General features: G+C 36.4%; 24 protein-coding genes. 1 reads left to right on the forward strand and 23 read right to left on the reverse strand.

The annotated features are described in order from the left end of the window. Positions 1 to 2: 2 nt before the first annotated feature. From EPR_RS06355 to gltB, 8 genes are read right to left on the reverse strand one after another with little or no spacing between them, the layout of a single operon-like run. Positions 3 to 1,007, reverse strand: a complete 1,005-nt coding sequence (locus EPR_RS06355; RefSeq protein ID WP_200762412.1) for a hypothetical protein — start codon at positions 1,005 to 1,007, stop codon at positions 3 to 5. A gap of 21 nt (positions 1,008 to 1,028) precedes the next feature. Continuing rightward, positions 1,029 to 1,382: an RNA polymerase-binding protein DksA gene (dksA, locus tag EPR_RS06360; RefSeq protein WP_234697097.1), complete on the reverse strand. Its 354-nt coding sequence runs from the start codon at positions 1,380 to 1,382 to the stop codon at positions 1,029 to 1,031. A gap of 9 nt (positions 1,383 to 1,391) precedes the next feature. Continuing rightward, positions 1,392 to 1,853: a 23S rRNA (pseudouridine(1915)-N(3))-methyltransferase RlmH gene (locus tag EPR_RS06365; RefSeq protein WP_200762413.1), complete on the reverse strand. Its 462-nt coding sequence runs from the start codon at positions 1,851 to 1,853 to the stop codon at positions 1,392 to 1,394. After that, positions 1,846 to 2,454 carry a thiamine phosphate synthase gene (locus EPR_RS06370; RefSeq protein WP_234697098.1) on the reverse strand — a complete coding sequence of 203 codons (609 nt, stop codon included), beginning with the start codon at positions 2,452 to 2,454 and terminating at the stop codon, positions 1,846 to 1,848. The genes EPR_RS06365 and EPR_RS06370 overlap by 8 nt, the downstream gene beginning before the upstream one ends. After that, entirely contained in the window at positions 2,432 to 3,304 is an 873-nt protein-coding gene (accD, locus tag EPR_RS06375; protein ID WP_200762414.1) for an acetyl-CoA carboxylase, carboxyltransferase subunit beta, read from the reverse strand. The genes EPR_RS06370 and accD overlap by 23 nt, the downstream gene beginning before the upstream one ends. Positions 3,305 to 3,357: 53 nt before the next feature. Beyond that, a complete protein-coding gene (locus tag EPR_RS06380) occupies positions 3,358 to 4,077 on the reverse strand; it encodes an inositol monophosphatase family protein (RefSeq protein ID WP_200762415.1) in 720 nt (239 codons plus the stop codon). A 24-nt stretch (positions 4,078 to 4,101) separates the two neighbouring features. Then, positions 4,102 to 5,481 (reverse strand): glutamate synthase subunit beta, encoded by a 1,380-nt coding sequence (locus EPR_RS06385; protein ID WP_200762416.1) that lies wholly within the window; start codon positions 5,479 to 5,481, stop codon positions 4,102 to 4,104. A gap of 1 nt (position 5,482) precedes the next feature. Next, entirely contained in the window at positions 5,483 to 9,907 is a 4,425-nt protein-coding gene (gene gltB / locus EPR_RS06390; RefSeq protein WP_200762417.1) for a glutamate synthase large subunit, read from the reverse strand. 145 nt (positions 9,908 to 10,052) lie between these two features. Here gltB and recO point away from each other — a divergent pair, with 145 nt between their 5' ends. Continuing rightward, on the forward strand, positions 10,053 to 10,670 hold the full coding sequence (gene recO, locus EPR_RS06395) for a recombination protein RecO (protein WP_200762418.1): 618 nt from the start codon (positions 10,053 to 10,055) through the stop codon (positions 10,668 to 10,670). Between the two features lie 9 nt (positions 10,671 to 10,679). On the opposite strand, the gene EPR_RS06400 is transcribed toward recO, so the two are convergent. From EPR_RS06400 to EPR_RS06470, 15 genes are all read right to left on the reverse strand, one after another. Beyond that, entirely contained in the window at positions 10,680 to 11,363 is a 684-nt protein-coding gene (locus tag EPR_RS06400; RefSeq protein ID WP_200762419.1) for a hypothetical protein, read from the reverse strand. A 69-nt stretch (positions 11,364 to 11,432) separates the two neighbouring features. Next, complete coding sequence (locus EPR_RS06405; RefSeq protein ID WP_200762420.1) at positions 11,433 to 11,882, reverse strand: CBS domain-containing protein; 450 nt, start codon at positions 11,880 to 11,882, stop codon at positions 11,433 to 11,435. A 92-nt stretch (positions 11,883 to 11,974) separates the two neighbouring features. Continuing rightward, complete coding sequence (locus EPR_RS06410; protein ID WP_200762421.1) at positions 11,975 to 12,232, reverse strand: EscU/YscU/HrcU family type III secretion system export apparatus switch protein; 258 nt, start codon at positions 12,230 to 12,232, stop codon at positions 11,975 to 11,977. 2 nt (positions 12,233 to 12,234) lie between these two features. Further along, on the reverse strand, positions 12,235 to 13,401 hold the full coding sequence (locus tag EPR_RS06415) for a flagellar hook-length control protein FliK (protein ID WP_200762422.1): 1,167 nt from the start codon (positions 13,399 to 13,401) through the stop codon (positions 12,235 to 12,237). Next, on the reverse strand, positions 13,402 to 15,660 hold the full coding sequence (locus tag EPR_RS06420) for an EAL domain-containing protein (RefSeq protein ID WP_200762423.1): 2,259 nt from the start codon (positions 15,658 to 15,660) through the stop codon (positions 13,402 to 13,404). A gap of 109 nt (positions 15,661 to 15,769) precedes the next feature. Next, complete coding sequence (locus EPR_RS06425; RefSeq protein ID WP_200762424.1) at positions 15,770 to 16,531, reverse strand: tRNA 2-thiocytidine biosynthesis TtcA family protein; 762 nt, start codon at positions 16,529 to 16,531, stop codon at positions 15,770 to 15,772. A 181-nt stretch (positions 16,532 to 16,712) separates the two neighbouring features. Next, a complete protein-coding gene (locus tag EPR_RS06430) occupies positions 16,713 to 17,402 on the reverse strand; it encodes a 5'-methylthioadenosine/adenosylhomocysteine nucleosidase (protein WP_200762425.1) in 690 nt (229 codons plus the stop codon). Positions 17,403 to 17,420: 18 nt separating this feature from the next. Further along, entirely contained in the window at positions 17,421 to 18,353 is a 933-nt protein-coding gene (gene fabD, locus EPR_RS06435; protein WP_420827474.1) for an ACP S-malonyltransferase, read from the reverse strand. A gap of 8 nt (positions 18,354 to 18,361) precedes the next feature. Continuing rightward, positions 18,362 to 19,147 carry a helix-turn-helix domain-containing protein gene (locus EPR_RS06440; RefSeq protein WP_200762427.1) on the reverse strand — a complete coding sequence of 262 codons (786 nt, stop codon included), beginning with the start codon at positions 19,145 to 19,147 and terminating at the stop codon, positions 18,362 to 18,364. Beyond that, positions 19,098 to 19,607, reverse strand: a complete 510-nt coding sequence (locus EPR_RS06445; protein WP_200762428.1) for an FKBP-type peptidyl-prolyl cis-trans isomerase — start codon at positions 19,605 to 19,607, stop codon at positions 19,098 to 19,100. Before EPR_RS06445 ends, EPR_RS06440 begins: the two co-directional genes overlap by 50 nt. Before the next feature lie 79 nt (positions 19,608 to 19,686). After that, entirely contained in the window at positions 19,687 to 20,628 is a 942-nt protein-coding gene (locus tag EPR_RS06450) for a tetratricopeptide repeat protein (protein ID WP_200762429.1), read from the reverse strand. 13 nt (positions 20,629 to 20,641) lie between these two features. After that, positions 20,642 to 21,208, reverse strand: a complete 567-nt coding sequence (locus EPR_RS06455; protein WP_200762430.1) for an OmpA family protein — start codon at positions 21,206 to 21,208, stop codon at positions 20,642 to 20,644. Positions 21,209 to 21,290: 82 nt separating this feature from the next. Further along, positions 21,291 to 22,547: a Tol-Pal system protein TolB gene (gene tolB, locus EPR_RS06460; RefSeq protein ID WP_200762431.1), complete on the reverse strand. Its 1,257-nt coding sequence runs from the start codon at positions 22,545 to 22,547 to the stop codon at positions 21,291 to 21,293. A gap of 2 nt (positions 22,548 to 22,549) precedes the next feature. Then, a complete protein-coding gene (locus EPR_RS06465; protein WP_200762432.1) occupies positions 22,550 to 23,317 on the reverse strand; it encodes a TonB C-terminal domain-containing protein in 768 nt (255 codons plus the stop codon). Next, entirely contained in the window at positions 23,310 to 23,699 is a 390-nt protein-coding gene (locus tag EPR_RS06470; protein WP_200762433.1) for an ExbD/TolR family protein, read from the reverse strand. Before EPR_RS06470 ends, EPR_RS06465 begins: the two co-directional genes overlap by 8 nt. Positions 23,700 to 23,701 lie beyond the last annotated feature (2 nt).

Consider the following 23,701-nt stretch of genomic DNA (forward strand, 5'->3'; position numbering starts at 1 on the left):
TTTTAGATAAAGAGTTCTATATGATAGTTTTTACCGATATTTTTAAGATCAAGATATGCTTTGAAATTCAAAAATTCATCCTCTTCGCTGTTTTCCAAAACTTCGGCAGCTCTTTCAACCATTTCCAGATCAAGAAGCGTATATATATAGGCGGCTTCTGCTTTTTCGTCCTGCTCTTTGAGTTTTTCAAAAAGTTGCAGTCTTTCATCAGGCTGCAGCAGTTTTTTCACAATTTTGGCAAGGTCTATATAGTCACTCTGTTTCATATCCGTTTTTTGACAGAAAAAGAGAATGTCATCAACAGAAATTTTCAATCTATTTTCATCTTTGACTGCAGCTTTGAGTAGATCGAACAAAATATCTCTGTCAAAAAGGTCCGCATAATTTTTTATCTGTGAGAGATCGGCAAATTCGATATATTTTCGCAGCGCTTTTTTGCAAAGGTCTTTTGGAAACTCTTCACATTTTTTCAAAATAACGCCACAATATGTAGGCTCTGACGCGATTTTGTTTTCAATATTTTTTATATATATAGGATTGTCTGGAGAGAATTTGATATCTTTTATTTCAACATAATTCCCATCTTCTATTTTTTTTATTGTTTCGGCCGCTTTTTTTATCTTTTCATTGCCAAACTCATAATCCAAAGCTTTCAATGTTATCTCGCTTCTATCTGTTACTTCTCCAACCTGAGCATACTCATCGGTATGGTATTTATGGATTTTGGGCTCTTTAAATATGGCAAAATACAAAGAGTCTATAAGTGACGAGAAATCCTTTTTCAAATTTCTTGAATGCAGATAACTTTTAAAAGAGTAAAACGCCATATGAAAAAGAGATGCAAAATATAAAATCAGAAGCGGTATTACAACCCACACGGCAACAGGAAGCGTCAACGGAACTCCAAATATATCGAGAGTATATTTTTCGTTTATCTGCGTATAGACAAAAACACCAATTAAGGTTATTAAAAGCAGAGAAAAAAATGTATACTTTTTAAGACGCATTATAAATCCTTTATATAAATTCTATCTGCCGTTATTTTCTACAATCTCCCTGCAGACAATACAGTATTTTGCCCTCGGTTTTACCTTTAGTCTATGGTAGCCGATAGGCTCTTCGCACATCTCACAGATACCGTATGTACCCTTTTTTATCTTTTCAAGAGCCTCTAAAATCTCCTTTAGCTCCTCGCTTTGATGGTTGGAAATCGCACTTTCTATCATATTTTCACAACTTATACTTGCATAATCACCTTCATCATTTACCTCAACTTCTTTAAGATTTTGCAACTCTTTTTGCGCCTCTTCTATATTTTTTTCTATCTGTTTTTTTCTTTCAATCAAAATCTCTTCAAAAAACTTCAAATCTATATCTCTCATGCAACCCTTTCACTTATGATATGGATGAGCATTCACAATTGACAATCCTCTATATATCTGCTCAAGCAAAACGATTTTAGCCAGTTTATGGCTAAACGTCATCTTGCTTAAACTGATAATCTTATCACATTTTTCTAAAAATTTCTTTTCAAATCCGTAAGCTCCGCCGATAAAAAAGTTTATAGTCTGAGATTTTTCAAAAAAAGAACTGAACTCTTCACTGTTTAAAACTTCCCCTTTTGGATCAAGCGCAATATTTAATCCGGATTTTATATAAGGTTCCAGAGCCTGAGTATATGCAGCCTTTGCTTCATCTTCTCCTTTTGTTTGCGCACTTCCTATTTTTTTGGAAAAAATATCAAATGTTTTTATATCTGCAAACTTTCTGCTCATTTTTGTAAAATCCTGAGCAATCTCCTTATAACACTTCTCCTCTTTTTTCATAATCGAATAAACAGCAATCTTATGCACTCTCTACCCGCCTTCTTATAAGATCAGAACCTACAGCCATGTATTCGACATTTTCAATTTTATCATCTATTTTGACTCCTCCTATAGCCGCTACAGGATGCGCTGAAAGGGCCGCGATTTCAGGAAGTTTGTCTCCAAGTATGTTTGTTACCTCTTTAGTATCTGTGCTCCTGTATGCTCCAAGACCTATATAATCTATGGAAAGTCTGTTTGCGGCAAGCACTTCCTCTTCATTATGAGTCGAGAGTCCCAGAATTTTTTCTTCGCCTATCTCTTTTCTGATCTTTTGTACAGCTTTTGAAAAATCTCGGTCTATGGCAGCCATATCATCCTGACCCAGATGAAGACCATCAGCATATGCAGCAAGTTCGACATGATCATTAACTATAAGAATTCCATTCCACAAATGGCGAATTTTAAGCAGGTTTGTTTTTTTCTCTTTTAAAGATGAAGTTTTATCTCTGTATTGTATTATCTGCGCTCCCACATCTTTAGCAATTTTTACAAACTCTTCAAAACCTATCTCAGTTTTTTTTAGAAGTTCGTAATCACAAAGCGCATATATTTTCATACTATTCTCACTCTGTTTCGGTCTTTTCAACAGAAGCTTTTCTGTTCAAAAAAATTCTAAGCAGATCCGCTATCGTTTTTTTCATCTCATTTCTGTTTACTATCATATCTATAAGCCCGTGTTCAAGCAGAAACTCTGCTCTTTGAAAACCTTCGGGAAGATCAGCACCGATAGTCTGCTTAATAACTCTTTGTCCGGCAAATCCTATCAAAGCTCCGGGTTCAGCCATAATAACATCACCAAGCATAGCAAATGATGCGCTTACTCCTCCCATAGTCGGATCAGTTAAAACTGATATAAACGGCAGTTTTTCTTTGTGTAGTTTTGCAAGGGCTGCACTTGTTTTACTCATCTGCATTAGGCTGAAGGTACTTTCCTGCATTCTTGCACCACCGCTGGCACTTACTATAACTACAGGATTACGCTTTTGAATCGCTCTATGAACGGCTCTTACTATCTTTTCACCCTCAACAGAACCCAAACTCCCGCCCATAAATGAAAAATCAAATATAACTATTTCCGTCTCAACTCCGTCGATTGAACATGTTCCGCTTATAGCTGAACTGTTTCTTCCCGTCTTTTTCCGACTCTCTTCCAAACGCTTTTTATAACTCTTTTTATCGACAAATTTCAACGGATCTACAGGTACAAGATTTGCATCATGTTCAACAAAAGTCCCTTCGTCACAAAGGATATCTATTCTCTCTTTTGCTCCGATTCTGAAGTGAAAACCGCATTTTGGACAAACATGTGATTTATTTATAACTTCCTTATAATACATAAGAGCCTGACAATTTGGACATTTTATCCAGTGGCTCGGCTTTTCGCTTTCTTTTGGCTGTGACCTTCTTATTCTGTTGAAAAAACTGCTGAATTTCACTAACAGGTCCTTTTTTCATTCTTAATCTTATATTTTTATAAAATCTTCCGGATTTAACTCTTTAGTATATCATACAGCATATCAAACTTTTCCTTATCTTTGCAAATAAGTAAGAGATTTTCTTCTAAAAGAGTATGCATTTCTTCACATTGATGCAGCCCTGCTGCTATGTCATACTCTCTTATTTTTCCCGCATATAGCAAAAACTCAGTATCATATGCATATGCCATAGATAACGCCAATGCCCCTGGACTTCTGAATTTAAGTTTCGCTTTGGAAATCTTTTTTACAATATCAGGGTTTGCATACGCTTTTTCAAAAATACCTATTTTTGAAATCCCGCATCTTTCTCTTTTTTCAAACTTGCCATTGTCCAATCTGCCGTAATAAAGAGTCTGTTCATCTTTTGCAAAAACATCACCGTTTGCTAGATTTACTATCATTGAAGAGAGTGTTTTGCCATTTTTTATCATAGCAACAGATGTTCCGAAGTATGGAAATCCGGAAAGAAGATTATCACTGCCGTCAATTGGATCCAATACGATTTTTATATCCCCCTCTTCTCCCATTACACCGCTCTCTTCCGATACAATCTGCCCAAATATAGAAAGATGTTCTGTAAATATCTCTTCTGCCAAAAGGTCGATTCCGGAACTTCTGTCTCCTCCCGCACCGGTTTTTAGATATGTATAGCAGCTTTTATCCATGGTACGGGAGATTTTTTTGTATATTGCCCTATTGGCTTTTAGGGCAGATTGCAAAAAAGCGTTCAAATCAGACCTTTGAGAAACTATTTTCTATCCCAAAAGTTTTTTGATTATATTTTTTGCAGCTTCCCTGCCGTCATAAGCAGCAGTAACTACCAGATGAGCCCCTCTGTAGCAGTCGCCTCCTGCATATACACCGGGGGTTGTTGTCTCAAAATTCTCATCAATTTTCACAGCACCCCACTCATCTGTCTCGATTCCGTTTTCGGCAAGAAAACCAAGAGGAGTATTTTCAAAACCGAGAGCAAATATTATAACATCAGCATCGACTCTAAATTCACTTCCTTTTACCTCTTCAAGTTTTCTTCTGCCGTCCTTCTGGGTACCTAAAATAGTTTTTACCATTTCTACACCGATGACTCTGTTCTCACTGTCAACAAGAACCTCTTTGGGAGCAACATTAAATATAAACTCCACTCCCTCTTCTACAGCATTTTGATACTCTTTTTTGGAACCAGGCATACTTTTTACATCTCTTCTGTAAAGACAGCTCACTTTCTTGGCACCTTCTCTTACGGCTGTTCTGACACAATCCATAGCGGTATCGCCACCGCCGATTACAACAACATTTTTATCTTTTACCTCATAATCCTTGCTGTAACCGTCACCAAAGAGCTTTTTTTGCACATTTGTCAGAAAATCCATAGCCAAAAACGCACCTTTTGCTCTTTCATTAGGTATATTTGGAAGTTTTCCTTTTGTAGCGCCTATACCTATAAAGACGGCATCAAAATTTTCTAAAAGATATTCAAATGATATATCTTTTCCCACTTCTGTATTTAGATAAAGTTTCATACCGGCTTCAATAAGCCAGTCAACTCTTCTTTTTATGATTTTTTTATCAAGTTTAAAACCTGGAATTCCGTACGTGAGAAGCCCTCCGGGTCTATCCGCTCTTTCATACACATGCGGCTCTATCCCGGCTCTGAGCAGATACGTTGCTGCAGAAAGCCCAGCCGGTCCGGAACCGATAATAGCCACTTTTTTATCTGTCGTAATTCCAGGAAACTCAGGCCTTATACCTTTTTTAAACGCCTCTTCACTTATAAATGTCTCTACCGGCCCTATGGTTACCGCACCATATCCCTCATTGAGAGTACAATGTCCTTCACAAAGTCTGTCATGGGGACAGACTCTACCCATCACTTCAGGAAAAGGCGAAGGTTCATTTGATAATTTGAAAGCCAGTTCAAGATCCTTATCAGCCACAGCTTTAAGCCAATGGGGTATAAAGTTATGCAGAGGGCATCTGTTGTGACAATAGGGATCACCACACTGCACACATCTGTCAGATTGGAGACTGGCTTCATTTAAATTATATATCTCATATATTTCGCTGAAATCTTTTATCCTCTCGTTTACAGCTCTTTTTTTAGGGTCTACTCTTTCTGTTTTTATAAAATTTTGCATATTATTCCCCTTCCTCAAGGTTAAGAGGTACTTTTGTAAGCTCTTTCGGCCGTACCATCCAGAAATTTCTTAGTTCCATTCTAAAATTTTCCAAAATCTCTCTCGCTTTTTCACTTTTTGTCTCTAAGTAATAGACTCTAAGAAGTCTTTTCAGATAGTGTCTGGCTTCATCAAACTCATCAGTATCTATTCTTCTTGCCTCAATGAGTTCCTGGTTGATATTTTCTGCAAATGTATGCTCTTTATCATATATAAACGCAAGTCCTCCTGTCATACCTGCACCGAAATTGACTCCTGTGCTTCCGAGTATCACTACTATCCCGCCTGTCATATATTCACATGCATGATCGCCGGTACCTTCAACTACTGCCAGGGCACCGGAGTTTCTTACGGCAAATCTCTCTCCTACACTACCGGCAACAAAAAGTTTCCCTCCAGTGGCTCCATACAGACATGTATTTCCGGCAAGAGAAAATTTTGCTCCCTGCTTTTTGCCGGTTATTACGATTTTTCCACCATGCATTCCTTTTCCCACATAGTCGTTCGCAGCACCTGTTAGCCTTATAGATACGCCACCGATCAAAAACGCTCCCAAAGACTGGCCGGCTACTCCGGTAAGATTTATCTTTATAGTATCTTCTTTTAGTCCGGCATCTCCGTAATATTTTGCAATCTCACCGCTTATTCTAGTTCCGAAACTCCTGTTGATATTTTGTATCTTTCTGCTTACAGTAACACTTGTTTCCGGATTTTCAATAACAGAGTATATCTCTTTTAAAATCTCTTTTTCATACTCATTTTTGTCAAAAGGCTCGTTCGATTTAACCTGACAGGTATCTATTCCCTCTAATCTTTGCAATACGTTGCTAAAGTCAAATTTTTTGGCAAATTCGTCATCAACAACTTTAAGAAGATCGCTCCTTCCTATTACTTCTTCAAGACTTCTGTATCCAAGCTGGGCAAGTATTTTTCTTACATCTTCAGCAAGTAGTGTAAAATAGTTTATGAGTCTGTCAACCGTACCCACATAGTGATCCCTTAAAAACTCCTGCTGTGTTGCAATACCTACCGTACATCTATTAAGATGGCAGACTCTGAGTATCTTACATCCGAGTATTGTCAAAACGCCGGTTCCAAACGCATAACTTTCAGCTCCGAGAAGAGCGGCTTTTACTATATCAAGGCCTGTTTTCAGCCCCCCATCCGTCTGCAAGTGTACAAGTTCTCTAAGATGGTTTGCTTTCAAAGCGTTATGGGCTTCAGAGAGTCCGAGTTCCCAAGGGTTTCCTGCAAATTTTATGGAGCTAAGCGGTGCAGCACCGGTGCCGCCTTCTCCGCCGGAGATAATTATCTTGTCCGCGTAGGCTTTTGCAACACCTGTAGCAATAGTCCCGACTCCTGCCGTCGAAACCAGTTTTACAGTTATTGCAGCTTCCGGATTAATCTGCTTCAAATCAAATATCAACTGCGCAAGGTCCTCTATAGAGTATATATCATGATGAGGAGAAGGAGATATAAGAGTGACCCCTGGCATAGTATGCCTTAGCTTTGCAATAAGCTCCGTTACTTTATGCCCGGGAAGCTGTCCCCCCTCTCCAGGTTTTGCGCCCTGTGCTATTTTTATCTGAATCTCTTCTGCACTTCTTAAATATGCAGGTGTTACACCAAATCTTCCGGATGCAATCTGTTTGATTTTACTGTTTTTTATAGTTCCAAATCTTCGCTCATCTTCTCCCCCTTCACCGGAGTTAGACTGAGCCCCTATTTTATTCATAGCTTCGGCAATACATTCATGAGCTTCTGGAGAGATAGACCCCAAACTCATAGCAGCGCTTGCAAATCTTTTGAATATCTTTTCCACAGGTTCTACTTCCGAAAGCGGTATCGGTTTTCTGTCGCTGTTAAATTCGAAAAAGTCTCTTATCATTTTGTATCCGCGGCCGTCAACCATCTTTTTAAGCTTTGCAAAATCTTCATCTTTTCCGGTAACGGATGCAACATGTATGGCATTTACGGTATCAGGCGCAAAATCGTGATACTCTTTTCCGTCAACATACTTGTATATCCCACCGATTTCAAGAGGAAACAGCCTTTTAGTAAGATCTATTTCATACGCCTTTTGATGATAAACATTGAGTCTCTCTTCAATATCGTCATACGTAAGTCCGTCAAGATGGCAATAAGAACCTCTGAAACAATCTTCAACAATATCTTTCGATAACCCTATCACATCAAAAAGTGCCGAATTTCTATATGATGCGATAGTACTGATACCCATTTTGGACATTATTTTTAAAAGTCCGCCATTCAAAGCGTTATATACATTTTTAAATCTGTTTTTTTGCTCAAAGCTGCTCAGATTTTGCCTTTTGAGTTTATCCCATACAGTGGCAAACAGAAGGTAAGGATAAACTGCACTGGCTCCGTATCCTATCATACACGCTGCAGAATGCGAATCTATTACTTCTCCTGTAACAGCGACAATCGATACCAGATGCCTAACCTTTTCGTCCAAAAGTACCTGATTTACCCTTCCTATCGCCATCGCCATCGGTATCGTTTTTTTTGTTTTGCAAAGGTCCCTGTCATCAAGCAGAACTATTCTGACACCATCATTTTTTACAGCTTCTACAATATCATAAGCAAGATCTTCGAGAGAACCTTTTAGATTTTCGTCAAAAGAGGTATAAAAAGTTCTATTTTTATAGCATGCTTTGTATCTTGGATGTTTTTCGTCTCCATACGACAAAAGGATATCCATCTTCTCTTTTATAAGGATTGGAGAGACGGCTTTTAGTCTCAATGCGTGGTTCGGGTCTTCATCAAGTATATTATGTATCTCTCCGAATCCCGTATTGAGACTCATTACAACCTTTTCTCTGATAGGGTCAATCGGAGGATTTGTAACCTGCGCAAATTTCTGTTTAAAAAAGTCTGTAAAACTTCTCTGCTCTTTACTGAAAGCTGCCAAAGGAGTATCATCACCCATAGAACCCACAGCCTCTTTGCCGTCTTTTATCATCGGCTCGATTACCTGTTCTATAACCTCATGAGTTATGTTGTAAAATCTCTGCATATGTACCATATCATCAAGCTCATAGTCTGAAACATTGCTGAATGGTGTATCGAGATGCTCCTGCAGATAGACCATGTTTTCATTCAGCCACTCTGCATAAGGTTTTGAGTTTTTTAGATATTCGTTAATATCTTCGTTTTTAAGTATTTTTCCATATTTAAGGTCCAGAGCGATCATCTCTCCGCTTTGGAGTCTTCCTCTTTCTACTATTTCATCGTCAGGAACGTCAAGAATACCGTATTCGCTCGCTATTATAAGTCTCTCATCTGTTGTTACTATATATTTCGCGGGTCTGAGTCCGTTTCTGTCAAGCACACATCCTATATATCTTCCGTCTGTAAGACTTACTGCCGCAGGCCCGTCCCATGCTTCAAAACATGTACTGGAATATTCATAATAAGCTCTTAGATTCGCATCCATATGAGGAGCGTTTTGCCATGGGGCTGGTATAAGAGCACGTGCCGCTTTAAAAAAGTCCATTCCGTTTGCTATAAGAAACTCAAAAAAATTATCTAAGCTTTTGCTATCACTTGCCCCCTCTTCCATAACGGGAAGGATTCTTTTTATCTCTTCGTCACTGAAAACTTCGCTTTTAAGTGATTCGCATTTTGCAAGTACATTAAATCTGTTCGCGGCAATCGAATTTATTTCACCGTTGTGGGCGATTGCTCTGAATGGCTGCGCAAGTCTCCATTCCGGCAGAGTGTTTGTAGAAAATCTCTGGTGAAAAAGCGCAAAACTAACTTCAAAATCAGGATCGTTCAAATCTTGATAAAACTTTTTTATATAGGTTGGCATCACCAACCCTTTATAAGCGATAACTCTGTTTGAAAATGTGGGTATATAAAAATCTTTATCCTCTTTTAGAGTATTTTCTATCTCTCTTCTCGTAAGATATAAAAGAGCCTCAAATCTTTTAGATGCCATAAGAGAGTCCGGAGCTACAAAAATCTGAACAATTTTTGGCAGTGTTTTTAATGCCAGTTCTCCCAATGCATCTTTATCTACCGGCACCTCTCTGATAAAAAGGATTTTCAGGTCGTTCTTTTCGCATATCTCTTCAAAAACCGAAATATTTTCCTCATCTTTGTAAAATACCATCGCTACAGCATAATCTTTCGGTAAAGATTCTCCCACTTCGGCGGCAACCTTAGACATAAACTTTTTCGGAAGAGAAAATAGCAACCCGCTGCCGTCACCGCTTTTTCCATCAGCAGCAATCGCACCTCTGTGCATCATTCTTTCTAGGGCAGTTACCGCATCCAGAAGGTTTTTATGGCTAGGTCTGTTATACAAATCAGCCAATAGCCCAAACCCGCAGTTATCTTTATAGCTTCTTAATATATCCATTTGTTCCCCTTGATAGGTTCATTGATTTAAACTATTTTTAATCTATTTTGTGTATAGAATTAATTTGCTTGATATTTTACAAAAAGTTTTGTTAATATGCTCTTATAACACTATCAAAAACCAACCAAACAAGCAAAAGAGGATTATGCAGGGATTTATACTGAAAACTACCCGTGCAAAAAATGAAGATATTATCGTGACAGTTCTTACAGAAAAGAAAATAGTCACTCTCTACCGTTTTTACGGTGCAAGACACAGTATCATAAATCTAGGTTACAAGATAGATTTTGAAACAGAATTCAGTCAAAAAGCATATCTTCCCAGACTCAGAAATGTGACACATTTGGGATACAACTGGCTTAAAAGCCAAGAGCGTTTTATGCTATGGCAGCAATTTATAGTCAACTTTTTCGAACATCTAAAAGATGCAACCGAAATAGATAGTTTCTATTTCAATCTGATAAACAATGCAGCAACCCTCTGGGGAAAACAAAATCCAAAAAGAACTGCAGTTGAATGCTATATAAAAATATTGCAGCATGAGGGAAGGCTACATTCGGATAATTACTGCTTCGTTTGTAACCGGTCTTTAAATGAGCGCATCTCCCTAGTCAGAGGATTTTTGCCAGCTCATCCTTTGTGTGTTCATTCGAAAGATTTCGATGCAAAAACACTCAATTCACTTTTTACACAAAAAACAACCCTCTTTCTTGATGACGAGAGTGTCGCTCATTTATGGAATATAATGCTGGAAGGGTTTTAAAAGATACTCTTATAACTCCTGAACATCAGATATCATGCGACCGCCGAAGTCGACTTTTTCCAAAATATTCAAACCTGTTACAGGATCCTTTTTAACAATATATAGCTGAGCATATATTTTCATAGGATGGAAAACAAAGTCTACAAGTTCAAACATACTGTTATCATATTCAATGTAATCTGTATAAATTATATCACACAGTATGTCGTAATATCCTGCACTTAAAGCTTCATACTGATCAATGTCAATAGTGCAGTCGATATATCCTATTTTAAACTTGGAAGGATCAACCTCTCCTTCGTAATCACTGTCGAAATCCCAAAGCGCATCTCCTTCAAAACATTTTACAAAATAGATATCTCCCTCTTTCGCATGCTGAATATCTTTAAGAATTTCATCAATATGGATATTTTTCAGTGTAATTTCATCAGCAGATAATACATACTCTTCTGTATTTTTAAGTTTTATTGTACATATTTCAGTATCACAACCGTGAACTTCCAAAGGAGGCTCATAAGCTTCAGCTTCGCCGGTTTCAGTAAATTCAAGCACTTTTTCAAAAAACTCTTCAATATCTTCTTTTTGTTCCAGGTCCAGTTGGGAGATATCAAGACCTTCTATCTCAAGTCTGCTTAGATTATAAAACTTTACCAATTTCGCTCTTCCCGCAATACTAAGGTTCAAACTCATCAAAATACTCCTCTTTTATTAAATTTGTTTCTTATATTCATTATACACCAGCTTCATATAATAAAGTTTATACTACTCTTTAGTCTCGCTCTCTTTTTCAATCTCTCTGTAAAAAAGTTTTACCAGAATATTCATCTCTTCCGATAAAAACTCTAAAACATCGTCAACTGTTAAAATTCCTACAAGAAATCCCACTGTATCTATTATAGGCATTCTTCTGATACCGTGGTCTTTCATTTTTTTTATTATTTCGTAGACATCTTCATTTTCGCTACCGGTCACAAGCTCTTTAGACATAACATTTTCAACTTTTATATTATCAGGGTTAAAACCTCGTGCAACCACTTCTACAGTTATATCCCTGTCTGTGATTATTCCTACAGGAATTCTGCCGCCTTCCGTATCCATAACAACAACGAGGCTGCCTACATGAAAATGCCTCATAAGTTTTGCGGCCTCCTTTATATTCTCATGTTGATATACTATCGCTACTTCTCTGTTGCAAAGTTCACCGGCTTTCATAAGTTTCCCCTTTATGCCTTTTGCATATATTACAATTATATTTTATTCTATTTGGTTTAAAGAAATATAAGGCTGTTTTGCGACAGTTCGAACTATTTTATGTTCTTATAGATATATGATAGTATTTTTGCAACTGCTTTGTAGAGTTCGGGAGGTATTTCGCTGTTTATCTCCATATTTGACAGTATTTCAACAAGTTCCGCATCTTCCTGAACAGGTATATTGTTTTCTTTTGCCAGGTCAAGTATATTTTTTGCGACTACCCCTTTTCCTTTAGCAACAATTTTCGGAGCATTGTCTCTCTTTCTTACATATTTGAGAGCAACCGCTTTTTTCTCTTTTTCGTTCATTTTCATACTTTTATATTTACAACATTCTCAAAATGCATAAATTCATCAAAGTTTTTATCACTGCTGTTTATAAACTTTATAAAACCTACTCTTATTCCATCCTTTTCTATCTCATTTTTTAAATTTTGTATATCTGCAGATAAAACATCTCTCAACTGATTACTCTGCGTTCTAAATGTAATATTGATTTCACTACGGTTTAAAAGAGCCATTACTTCAATCTCTCCAAAGGCCGAAAAATTGAGTGATATTCTGCACAGATAAAACTCTTTTTTCCCTTTTCTTTTTTTAAATGCTATGCTTCCTTCTTCAAGACCTTCCCATATTATCGGCAAAAATGTATAAAACGCATCTGTCGCTTTCGAATAGAGCTGCAATATCTCTATTTGCGACAAAACCTGATCTATTTTTTTATCCGTATCAGAACCGCCTCCAATCTTTATTATCTCCTCTTTAAGTCCAAGCAGCAGACCTTTAAGATCACTTTTTATATGTTTTAATCTGTTTTCCCTGTTTTTAAGCACTTCTTTGAGTTTTGCCTCATATAAAACTCCGCTATTTTGCAGCATATTTTTTATATTACTTTCTGCAATATTTTCAGCATTTACAAATATCTCACTAACAGCTTTTGAAATATTTTGAAGTGTTTCATTTTTCATTGGAATTTTACCTATATCTTCCAGAAGAGAAATAGTGTCGTTTAAAATGTTTTTTGTCTGAGATAACAGATTTGTCTGATGCAGAAGTTTTGAGACAGCCATTTTCAGATTTTCCGCTGCATCAGCACTTTTTAGTAAAATTTTAATATCGCTGTTTTGTGATACTATTCCTCTTTGAAGGTTTTGCGTTGCTGTTTTGAGATTTTTCTCAAGTTCCGAAAACTGACTCTTTTGAGGCTTTATATATGTCAAAAACTGCAGTTTGAGACTCTTGTCACTATTTGCGCTGTCCATAACTCTCAACAAAAGAGAGTCATCTTTTCTGAGAGGAATTTCTGTCTTTATCGCTACATGCTGACCTTTTATTCTTGCTATTACGCCGCCGTTGGGAAGTATATCTATCACTTCCGCTTTAAGGGTCTCTCCGGCTTTAAAAGAGATCGACTTTCCAAGCGGCTTTGTGAGTATAAGAAATTCGATATTTTCATTGAATGGTTTAAAATGGATCATCTATATATCCGGTTTGGGTTCACTAAAATAAAATCCCTGAAATTCATCCACAGCCAGTTTTTTTGCTATATCATACACCTCATTTGAATGAATAAACTCGGCTACCGTTTTTATATCAAGCTCTTTTGCAAATATTACAATATTTTTGACAAGAATAAAGCTTTTTTTATCCTCGTCAATATTTTTTATCAAAGAGCCGTCTATTTTCAGAAAATCAGGTTTTATCTCAAGCAGATGAGAATAGTTCGAATATCCGGAACCAAAATCGTCTATTGCTATTTTTATACCCATTTTCCTGACTTCATCGACAAAATTCTTTATATTTTCAAAATCTATTGCGCCTTCGCTTTCTACTATTTCGAAAACTGCTCTGTCCGCAATATCGTATCTCTTTGATAAAGTTTTTATAAATTCCAGAAAATCTTTCTCACTTATATCCATCATAGAAAGATTTATTGAAAATGTTTTGTCCAGTTTTGAAAATTTCTCAAAACTTTTTTCAATTATACGTTTTGATAGTTCTGGATAGAGTTTTGTCTTTTTTGCGATATCTAAAAAGAGAAAAGGAGAGTACGCCTTTGTCTCATTCCCCTCTTTTTTTACCAGTCTCATCAGACATTCATACTTGACTATATTTTGTTCTCTGTCGACGATAGGTTGAAAATAGGGCACTATTCTCTCTTCTTTAAGTGCATTTTTTATCTCTTTTTTCCAACGTAGAGTCTCTTTTATTTTTTCCGTAGAATCAATATCTTTGGAATATATATAAAAGGTTTTGTTGATATCATTTTTGGCCTTTTGCAACGCTATATCCGCTTTTTTCAATATTCCAACATTTCCAACCGCTATACCCATATTTACATCAAGGTCTATATACTCTTCTATATCCTCAATGTAGAATCTTCTGTTTTTGAGTCTTTTCTCTATTTTTTTTGCTATCTCTTTACAATACTCCTCATCTGTAATTCCTTTGTAGAAGAATACAAATTCATCAGACGATATCCTAAATACCTCACATTCCCCTCTCTCTTCTGATGCAATCTGGGCAAGAAATTTTGAGAAATGGACAAGGACACGATTTCCTACATCTACGCCGTATAGATCATTGATAGTTTTAAAAGAGTGGATATCTATTATTATGATAGCCGGATTTTCAACGTTTTTCAGCTCTTCAGCAAGCGCTTCTCTGTTTCCTAGACCGGTAAGTTCGTCTGTAAAGAAGTGTTCTTTTAGTTTTTTTGTACGCTCTTCCACCTCTTTTTCAAGGTTTTTGTTTAGATTTTCAAGCTCTTTTGATTTTTTTGAAATAATTTTGTCGTAATAGTCAAAACTCTGTTTTAAAACAAGATATATAAGAACGGCCATTATTAGTAGCATTAATATGGTTTTTAATACAAAATTTTCAAAAACGCTTTTATATTTTGTAATATCGTAGGCAATAAAAATTTTTCCAACCACATTTGCATTTGAATCTTTCAGATTCAAAGTATCAGAAACGATGTAATATCTGTTTTTATATTTAACTTCTATATACTCTTTTTCAAGATCTATTTTTTCTATTATGTGTTTAAAAAATGGGTTTATATGGGGGAAAACATACCCTTTGTATATCCATAATTCGCCCAATTTGCTTTTATCCTCAAGAAATTCTATCTCCTTCTTTTTCAAAGCGATGGCTGTCTTTATATCTCCCACTATGTCTCTCATAGGCTCAACGAAAAAGTTTGGGTCCAATCCTAATTCCACAACACCATAATGGATTCCGTCTAAAATTATAGGACACGCCACTCTATATGATAAAACATATTTTCCTCCTTCAAAGCCTGATTTACACTTTTTCGATCGATTTACCTCTTCTATAATTGTTCTGATTCCAAGAAGTGAGTCGTCATATTTGTCTGGTTTGTGTGCTCTATAAAAAGAGGTTCCGTCCGGCCTTATGATTTGAAGAGATACGATATATGGATTTTCTTTTTGTAACATCTTAAATCTTTTCCCGATATGCTCTTCCAGTTGACTCCTGTTTCCTGTTTTTATAATTTCTTGCACTTTTTCAAACGAGAGTAGATTTTTTATGCGGTTTGAGTAGATATTGAAAGCAAGATCTTCTCTTTTTTTAAAAATTTTTTCAATAAGAGCCTGTTTCTCTTTTATTGCATCATCAAGAAGCTCTCTACCCTTGATAATATCTATCGAACTAAATATAGCAATATTTGCCACAATTACAGCAAATGTAAGAAAAACAACTTTTTTTTTCATTTCTAGCTTCCAGATTTTTTCGGCTAAATCAAATGATACCAGTAAATATAAGTACGGATATTGCAATTAAAAGGATATTTAGAGTGCCTCCGTAATAAATAGTAATGTTTTATATCTTAAATCTTGTTTTATCAAAGAAAGTATCTTCATGTATATGTTTAAATGAGGTTTTTATATATTTGAAAACATCTTTATACTCTTTTTCAAGTGAGTTTAAAAACTCTTTCATCTGTGCTCTTGCATAGGGCATTTTTACATCAAATCTCATAGAAGGACACATCTCATCTCCTATCAAAGGAAAACCGTTCTTTTCGGCACACGCCCTTAGCTGCTTCTCTCTCGCCTCTATGAGGGGTCTTATTACATAGAGTCCTTTTGCAGTTTTGTAAATAGGAGGCATAGACCTCATCGTTCCGTTGTAGAACATATTCATAAAAAAACTCTCTACTGCATCATCAAGATGGTGCCCGAGTGCAAGTTTGTTGTATCCGCCTTTAAGCGCAGCGGTATATAGAGCTCCTCTTCTCATTCTTGAAAAAAAACTGCAAAAAGAGCTATTTTGTCTTATCTTCTCCTGGGCTATGGAAAAGATCTCAGTCTCATAAACCTCAAAAGGGATATCATACTCTTCACAGTGTGCTTTAAGGGCGTCAAACCTCTCGCCCATTCCATAACTTACAGTAACCGCTTTGAATTCAAAATCAAAAGGAGCCACTCTTTGCATATGTTTGAGAATATGAGCTAAAGTGAGAGAATCTTTCCCCCCGCTAAGACCAAGCAAAATCTTGTCTTTATCCTTTATGAGTCCGTATTCTCCATTTGTTCTGCCCACTACTCTCAAAAGTTTTTTACTTATCTCGGCTCTCTTCACCCAAATGCTCCTTCATTTCCTTTTTTCGTAATTAGTAACTGATGATTGATTAATTGATAGATAGTTGATAGTGGATTGGTTAATGACTGGCTCTTGTCAACACCACACTAAATTGCGTTATATGTGACAAGCAGCCCTTTCAGTCTTCATCCTTAACACCTCTTCGTTTTTTCAACTCTTTTCAAGCCATCTTATCCAACATAGATATAATAAAATCAGCACTTCTTCTCGAAGAGCTTTTCAAAAAGGTGTCGAAATCAAAACCGGCATCCATATCGGCTGCATCGCTTATGGCTCTGAGTATAAAAAACGGAACATCAAGAGCATCGCATACTACGGCAACTGCTGCACCTTCCATCTCAAGAGCATCTGCATTGAAAGTTTCTCTTATCCACTCTTTTCTTTTAGGGTCGGCAATAAACTGATCTCCAGTTGCTATAATCCCATCTTTTAACTCTATTTTTTTCTCTTTGGCCACTTCTTTTGCCAGGAAAAGAAGTTCTTTGTCACTCTCCACATACACTTTTCCTTCAGGAACATATCCGTACGGATGGCCAAATGCGGTTATATCTAAATCATGCTGGCACAGCTTTTTAGCTACTATCAGATCGCCGATTTTAAGTTCATCATTTATAGCTCCGGCCACACCGCTAAAAAGAAGTTTTTGCGCTTTAAATCTCTCGATCATCAAAGAGGCAGTCAAAGAAGCGTAAACTTTACCTATTTTACTGTATGCTATAACCGTATCTATACCTTTATATCTGGCCTCATAATAGATATTGTCTGCAAGTTCAAAGGATTTTACCTCACGCATCTTTTCAAGCAATGGTTCAATCTCTTCAACCATTGCTCCCATAATAGCTATTTTCATAGATTCTCTCCGCCGATTTTATAGTGAAAGTTCTGAAAGTGTCTTCTCAAGTGTCGCAACATCGGAAACATTTAGTGTGGGCACTTTTGAAATTCTTCGGTTCAAACCTTTTAGAACAGAGCCGTTTCCAAACTCTATAAAAAGGTCTGCATGATTTTCAATATTTTTTATCGACTGTTTATACAAAACAGGCTCTACAAGCTGCCTGTCAAGCAGAGCCAGAGCTTCATCTTTACTGCTGTAGGGAGATGCTGTTACATTTGATATAACAGGAGAGATAAACTCATCTTTTAAAAACTTCTCCAGATACTCTCTTAAAGGCTCTCTTGCCGGCTCAAGCAAAGGGCAGTGGCTGGCAACTGACATATTCAATAGAAGTGCCCTTTTAGCTCCTGCACTTTTTAAAATCGATTCCATATCTTTCAAATCATTTTTCATACCTGCTATAACAATCTGTCCGTCGCTGTTATAGTTTGCAGGCCATACTTTTTTCCCACTACTCCTTGCTTCTGTACATATTTGCTCCACTTTCTCATCATCAAGCCCGATAACCGCCATCATTCCAGCATCAATATTTTCACACGCTTTTGCCATAAATTTGCCTCTGTTATGGACAAGCTCAACTCCGTCTATAATATCTAAAGCACCTACACTTACAAGAGCAGAAAACTCTCCCAAAGAGTGCCCGAGTGCAAAAACCGGTTTCACAGGCATCTCATTTTCAAAAATTTTGTGAGCAATAGAGCTTACAAGCAAAATAGCAGGTTGCGTATATTCGGTTTTCTCTAAATTTTCATTCTCTTCAAAAAGAAGTTTTTTAAAATCTATTTTAAGCCTTTCACTGGCAGCCTCGGTAATCTCTTTCGCCAAAGTAAAATTTTCATAAAAATCTCTGCCCATCCCTACTGACTGGCTTCCCTGTCCCGGAAAAAGAAAAATGGTTTTTTTTATCTCTCTATTCATAGATATTCTCCGTTTTCCTGTATTTTCTTTCTTAAGGTATTTCGATTCAATCCGAATTTTTCAGCCATTTTAAGCTGGCTTTTAAATCTTTTCATTCCCGCTTTTATAAGCGGAACTTCATAAAGATAGAGAAATTTTCTGTAATCATCACCCGAACCGATATGTTTAAACAGAAATGTTTCCATACATTTAATTATCTCTTTGTCATCTATATTGTTTATTAAATAGCTGAAAAATACGGACCGTCTTAAAGAGTCGGCATTTTGCCGCAGATCAAAATCGGCTTTGGAAAGATCAAAATCATTTTCATCGCCAAAAATCTGCTTGGCTTCCCCATAAAATTTTTCTGCCAAAGGAAAAATATCTTCTTCTCTCTCTCTAAGCGGAGGAAGATATATTTTTATCGAAAAGATTTTGTCGACTGCATCATTTTTCAAAATGGTATTTGACGTTGCTATGATTCTGATTTTTTTGAGTTTTAATATCTCGGAAAAAAGCTGAAAATTTCTGATCTTTTCTATATCTGTTATTATAAGTTCGTCGTTTTTTTGGACAAACTCTTTAAGCTCATCTGAATTTGCGTCAACTACGGGTGCATCAGGTGCTATATATGATGCCAGTGTCTTTTTTCCGACACCATATTCGCCTTCTATAAGAACATTAATTTGCAGACTTTTTAAAAGATTCGCAGATTTAAGAGCCTCTTTCGAGGCTCTGGAGTATGCTATAAAATTAGTGACAGCCACATCCTGTTCCGCATCCGCAAGATTCGTTAGGATCAATAACCTGACCTGTCATCGCTTCTTCAGGCGTAACATCTCTTACTTCAAGAATTTTTACGCTAAACATCAAATCTTTTCCGGCAAGCGGATGATTAAAGTCTATAGTAACTTCATTTTCATCAAAAGATTTAACAGTAACCTGTACAGTCTGTCCGTCTTCACTCTGTCCGTAAAGTGTCATACCTTCTTGAAGATCAATTCCGGCAAACTGCTCTTTTGGCAAAGTTTGTACTGCATTTTCATCTTTTTCACCATAAGCTTCCGCAGCCTTTACCAAAACATCGGCGCTCTCGTTTTCGTTCATCTCTTTTATTTTATTTTCAAGACCGGATATAATCTGACCCTTTCCTGTAATAAAACTTAGAGGTTTCTGACCAACATTGCTGTCTATAACTTCCTTCGTTTCGGCATCTCTCACTTCGTATTCTATCGATACTACTTTATTTTCGTCAATTGCCATAATTTACCTTTCCTGTATTTATTGTAAAAAGTTTTTTATTTTACCACAATTTTCTTTATTTTAACAAAATTAACATTTTCTATTTGATTTTTTGAAGATTTTTTTTGGCTATCTTTGCAGCTTTGGAATCGGGGAAATTTTCTATAAGGTTTTGGTAAAAAGTTTTTGCCTTATCTTTTTCACCTATTCTCTCAAGAGATATTGCCGTATGAAGCAATAGAGTAGGCATAAATGAAGATTTACTGTAAAGAGAAGCACTTTTTTTATAATGTTCTATTGCACACTCATATTTTTTTTGATAGTAGCAGATTTCACCGATATAAAAATTCGACGTTGCAGGTTTATATGCATTTTTTATAAGAGTTTCAAAATATTCTCTTGCTGTATCATATTTTTTTTCTCTGTAAAGTTTTTTTGCCTCTTTGAAAAGAGTAGCGTTGTCCTTTTTCGCAATTTTCCTCTTTTTCAACTCTTTTTTAATCTCTTTTTCAACTCTGGCAAGTCTTTTTTTATAGTCCTGATTTAGCTTTTCTAGTTCGGATTTGAATTCCTCTTTACTGACATATGATGTATTTATTGAGTCTATAAGTGAAGTCAGCTCTTTGAGGACAGTTTTTATCTGATTGTAATTCTCGTTCTGAAGAGTTATTGTTTTATTAAGATCATCCTCTATTACAGTGATTCTCTCTTTGAGATTTTCTATCTCTTTTTGCTTTTTGCTCTCATTTTCAGAAAACTCTTCCAATTTTACCTTTAGTGAATTCAGATTCTGATCAATACCTTCGACAATACTTTTTACACCTTCGACTTTCTCTTCAATCTCTTGAATTTTCATCTGCAGCCTGCTCTGACTGCTTTGAAGTTTCTGTATGGCCTTTTTATTTTGTAGTATATATTTTTCGCTCTGAGTAAGTCCGTATGGTTCGGGACTTTCAAGATCACCAGCCCCGAACGCTGAAGGTTCTCCTCGCCCAAAGGCGAAGGAGAGAAAAAGAGAAATAAATATTAAAGCTTTTTTCACCTACCACTCCGATTTACGGAAGAAGTTCAAATTCGACTCTTCTGTTCTTTCTCCAGCACTCTCTTGTATGCTCTGTACAGACAGGATTGCTTTCACCGTAGCTTACAAGGGTCATTCTGTTGGCATCAACTCCCAAAGAGACTAATGCATCTCTTACAGATTTTGCTCTTTTTAGACCAAGAGCGTAGTTATATTCGTCTGTACCCCATTCGTCACAGTTTCCTTCTACTTTTATATTGAACTCTTTTGCATCATCTCTATTGAAAAGATTTGCGTCATACTCTACTCTTGGTTGCTGATCTGGTCTTATATTGTATTTATCAAAATCGAAATATATCTTTTTTGCTTCAGACTCTATAGCTTTCATCTTCTGAAACTTTGCCTCCTGAGCTGAAACAGCCGCCGCTTCCATCCCTGCGCCCTCTTCAGGTGAAACAACCGCTAGTCCTTCCCCTTCATGCACTACAGTGGCCTGCTCCGGAGCAGCCTCCTGAGGAGCCTCAATTTCAACAGTTTTTTTCGCACAACCGCCCATTATCAATGCAGCAGCAAAAAGTCCGAGTACCAAACTTTTTCTCATAGCCATCTCCTAAAAAAATTTCTGCCTCTATTTTATCAATAATTTTCTTAAGGACTCCTCTATTGAGCCGCCATATCAAAGATTACCAGTCAATTGATTGTATTTTTCCTACACATAATGGAAAATAATAACTTTTGTTGTATTTAAGTCTTATTATTCCAAGGGCACTTTGATTTTTGAAATGTTTTATAAACAAAATTGATTCACCGTCACTTGAAAACTTAGGAAACTGATTTATACCGGTAGCAGTAAGGCGTCTTATAAATTCGCTCTTTGTAGAAATAAGATACAGATTGAATGTATTTGAGCCAAACTCATTGTCACTCTCTCTACTGCTGTATACCACATAGTGTCCAAATGCCGAACATGAACTGTTGTTTCTTCCATGATAAACCAGCCTTTCCACACCAGGTGTATTTATACCTTTTGCGAAAATGTTTGGATATCCGAGTCTGTCTGAGACGAAAACTACTCTTCTGTCATTCTCTATAAAATTGCCGTTTACATCAATGCCGGGATATTTTGTAACCTTCTCCAGTTTTCTGCTGCCAATGTTATAAACGTAGATATCAGGCTGAAATTTCGGTGCCATAGTTATCAAAAGCTTTTTGCCATCACGACTCACATCGGAACACACTATCATACCTTCACTGGTCAATATCTTTGTTCTCTTACCGGTATAAAGATCAACTCTGTACAGAGTCGGTTTGCTTTCATAGGCAGTATAGTAAAAAGCTTTCTGCTCCCTGGAAGCCCATTTGGGAAATACGTTGAGACCGCCTTTTATAATCGTTTTTTGGTATGTCAAAGAGTAATCAGAAACTACTATTTCGCTCTGTTTTGCACCTGTATACTTTGAAAATATAACAAACCTTCTCATCCAGTCAACAGGCGGAGCACCTGTGTAGTCATTCGTATCACAAGCAATTTTGTGCGCCAAAAAAGGGTATCTTTTATTGTTCTTGATTTTAAAAATTTTCTGAAAAGCCAATTCCGAACTTTTTAGATTGAAAAGTTTGACTTTTACTCGCATATATCCAAAATCATCATAATATAGCTGATACCTAAGAACAAGGTCATAATCTTTATATTTTGCAAAATCAAAACCGGAATCGAAGTCTGCCCTGTTATAATTTTCGTTCACATGGAAATGGGAAGTTACTTTCAAATCACCTACAAGAAGTTTAAAAAATTTTCTGTTTAGCCTATCTGAAAATTCAGCCGAAGCATCTTCAATACTTATAGAAGGCTTTTTTTCAACCTCTTTTACAATCTCCATGGTAATATCGGCTGCGATAACAGAGAGAGACAAAAAAAGCAACATTACTATTTTTTTCATATTCACCCCTTGGCTTCAAAATAGACTACAATCTCTTTTCTTCCCTCTTTCGGTACGGGAAACTTTTTCGTTTTCATAAATTCGAGATATTCATTCAACTCTTTGTTGAACTGTTCACTGTTTGAGTATAAAAGTACATCATAATCAAGATTGCCATATTCATCGATTATTATTTTAACTTTAGCTTTGTTTCCGGCACTCTCTTCAGAAGGATACCAGTATTTATATAAAATTTCATATATTTTAGCATAATAAGGATCATTTTCTCCCTCTACGCTCTGTATACTTTTAGCTGCTGCACTTCTTTGAATATCTTTTATTTCAAGCCTCTTCAGCAACTCTTCCGCTTTTTTTTCAGGTTTGGCACTCTTTCCTTTAAAGCGGCTGGGAGGTTCGCTTTTTTTCCGCTGTGGCTCAGTTTTTTTTATTTTTTTGATTTTTTTTGTATCCACCGTAGAAAATAGTTTTGATATATCCACCTCTCTTTTAGGAGACCTGGACCCTCTCTTTTTAGGTTTAGGTTTTGGCTTCTCTTTTTTTATCTCCGCTTTTTTCTTCGGTTTAGGAGGAGCGGGAATCGCTTTTTTGGGAAGCTGTTTTTTTTTCTCGGGTGTAAGCAGGGTTACCTCAATACTCTTTTTTTTCTGCATAGAATATTTTTTAAGATTCTCTTCCTTTTTAATAAAAAAAAGAACCATGATAGTCAATGTAGCAATATATACAGCGAAAGATAGGAAACCCGATATTAAAAAAATCTTTTTTTTATCCATCTGTTATCAAGGATACCTTTGAAAATCCTGCCTCTTTGACGGTTTTTAGTATGAACATAACATCACCATAAGAAAGAGACTTGTCCGCTCTAATATATACAGGAGAGTTTTTATCAAATTTTTGGGAATAAAGCAAGAAGTTGTCTGCAAAATCAGAAAACTTGTACTTCTCCTTTTTTATATATATTCTTCTGTTTTTGTCCACTCTTATCTCAATGGTAGATATTTTCTGTACTACCTTCGTTTTTGACCCTTTTGGAAGTTCAATAAGCTCTTCATAAATCATTGCAGGGGTAGTTACCATTAGAATCGCAAGCAGTACAAGCATAACATCCACAAGGGGAGTTATGTTCAGATCCGGCTTCTCTTCCCAGTCATACACAA

The sequence above is a fragment of the Nitrosophilus alvini genome (assembly GCF_015100395.1).
In the GTDB taxonomy this organism is placed as follows: domain Bacteria; phylum Campylobacterota; class Campylobacteria; order Campylobacterales; family Nitratiruptoraceae; genus Nitrosophilus; species Nitrosophilus alvini.

Coding starts and splice junctions, on each gene's coding strand:
- EPR_RS06355 (WP_200762412.1), bottom strand. CDS start 1,007: ATGCGTCTTAAAAAGTATACATTTTTTTCTCTGCTTTTAATAACCTTA.
- dksA (WP_234697097.1), bottom strand. CDS start 1,382: ATGAGAGATATAGATTTGAAGTTTTTTGAAGAGATTTTGATTGAAAGA.
- EPR_RS06385 (WP_200762416.1), bottom strand. CDS start 5,481: ATGCAAAATTTTATAAAAACAGAAAGAGTAGACCCTAAAAAAAGAGCT.
- gltB (WP_200762417.1), bottom strand. CDS start 9,907: ATGGATATATTAAGAAGCTATAAAGATAACTGCGGGTTTGGGCTATTG.
- recO (WP_200762418.1), top strand. CDS start 10,053: ATGCAGGGATTTATACTGAAAACTACCCGTGCAAAAAATGAAGATATT.
- EPR_RS06405 (WP_200762420.1), bottom strand. CDS start 11,882: ATGAAAGCCGGTGAACTTTGCAACAGAGAAGTAGCGATAGTATATCAA.
- EPR_RS06410 (WP_200762421.1), bottom strand. CDS start 12,232: ATGAACGAAAAAGAGAAAAAAGCGGTTGCTCTCAAATATGTAAGAAAG.
- EPR_RS06415 (WP_200762422.1), bottom strand. CDS start 13,401: ATGATCCATTTTAAACCATTCAATGAAAATATCGAATTTCTTATACTC.
- EPR_RS06420 (WP_200762423.1), bottom strand. CDS start 15,660: ATGAAAAAAAAAGTTGTTTTTCTTACATTTGCTGTAATTGTGGCAAAT.
- EPR_RS06430 (WP_200762425.1), bottom strand. CDS start 17,402: ATGAAAATAGCTATTATGGGAGCAATGGTTGAAGAGATTGAACCATTG.
- EPR_RS06445 (WP_200762428.1), bottom strand. CDS start 19,607: ATGGCAATTGACGAAAATAAAGTAGTATCGATAGAATACGAAGTGAGA.
- EPR_RS06455 (WP_200762430.1), bottom strand. CDS start 21,208: ATGAGAAAAAGTTTGGTACTCGGACTTTTTGCTGCTGCATTGATAATG.
- tolB (WP_200762431.1), bottom strand. CDS start 22,547: ATGAAAAAAATAGTAATGTTGCTTTTTTTGTCTCTCTCTGTTATCGCA.
- EPR_RS06465 (WP_200762432.1), bottom strand. CDS start 23,317: ATGGATAAAAAAAAGATTTTTTTAATATCGGGTTTCCTATCTTTCGCT.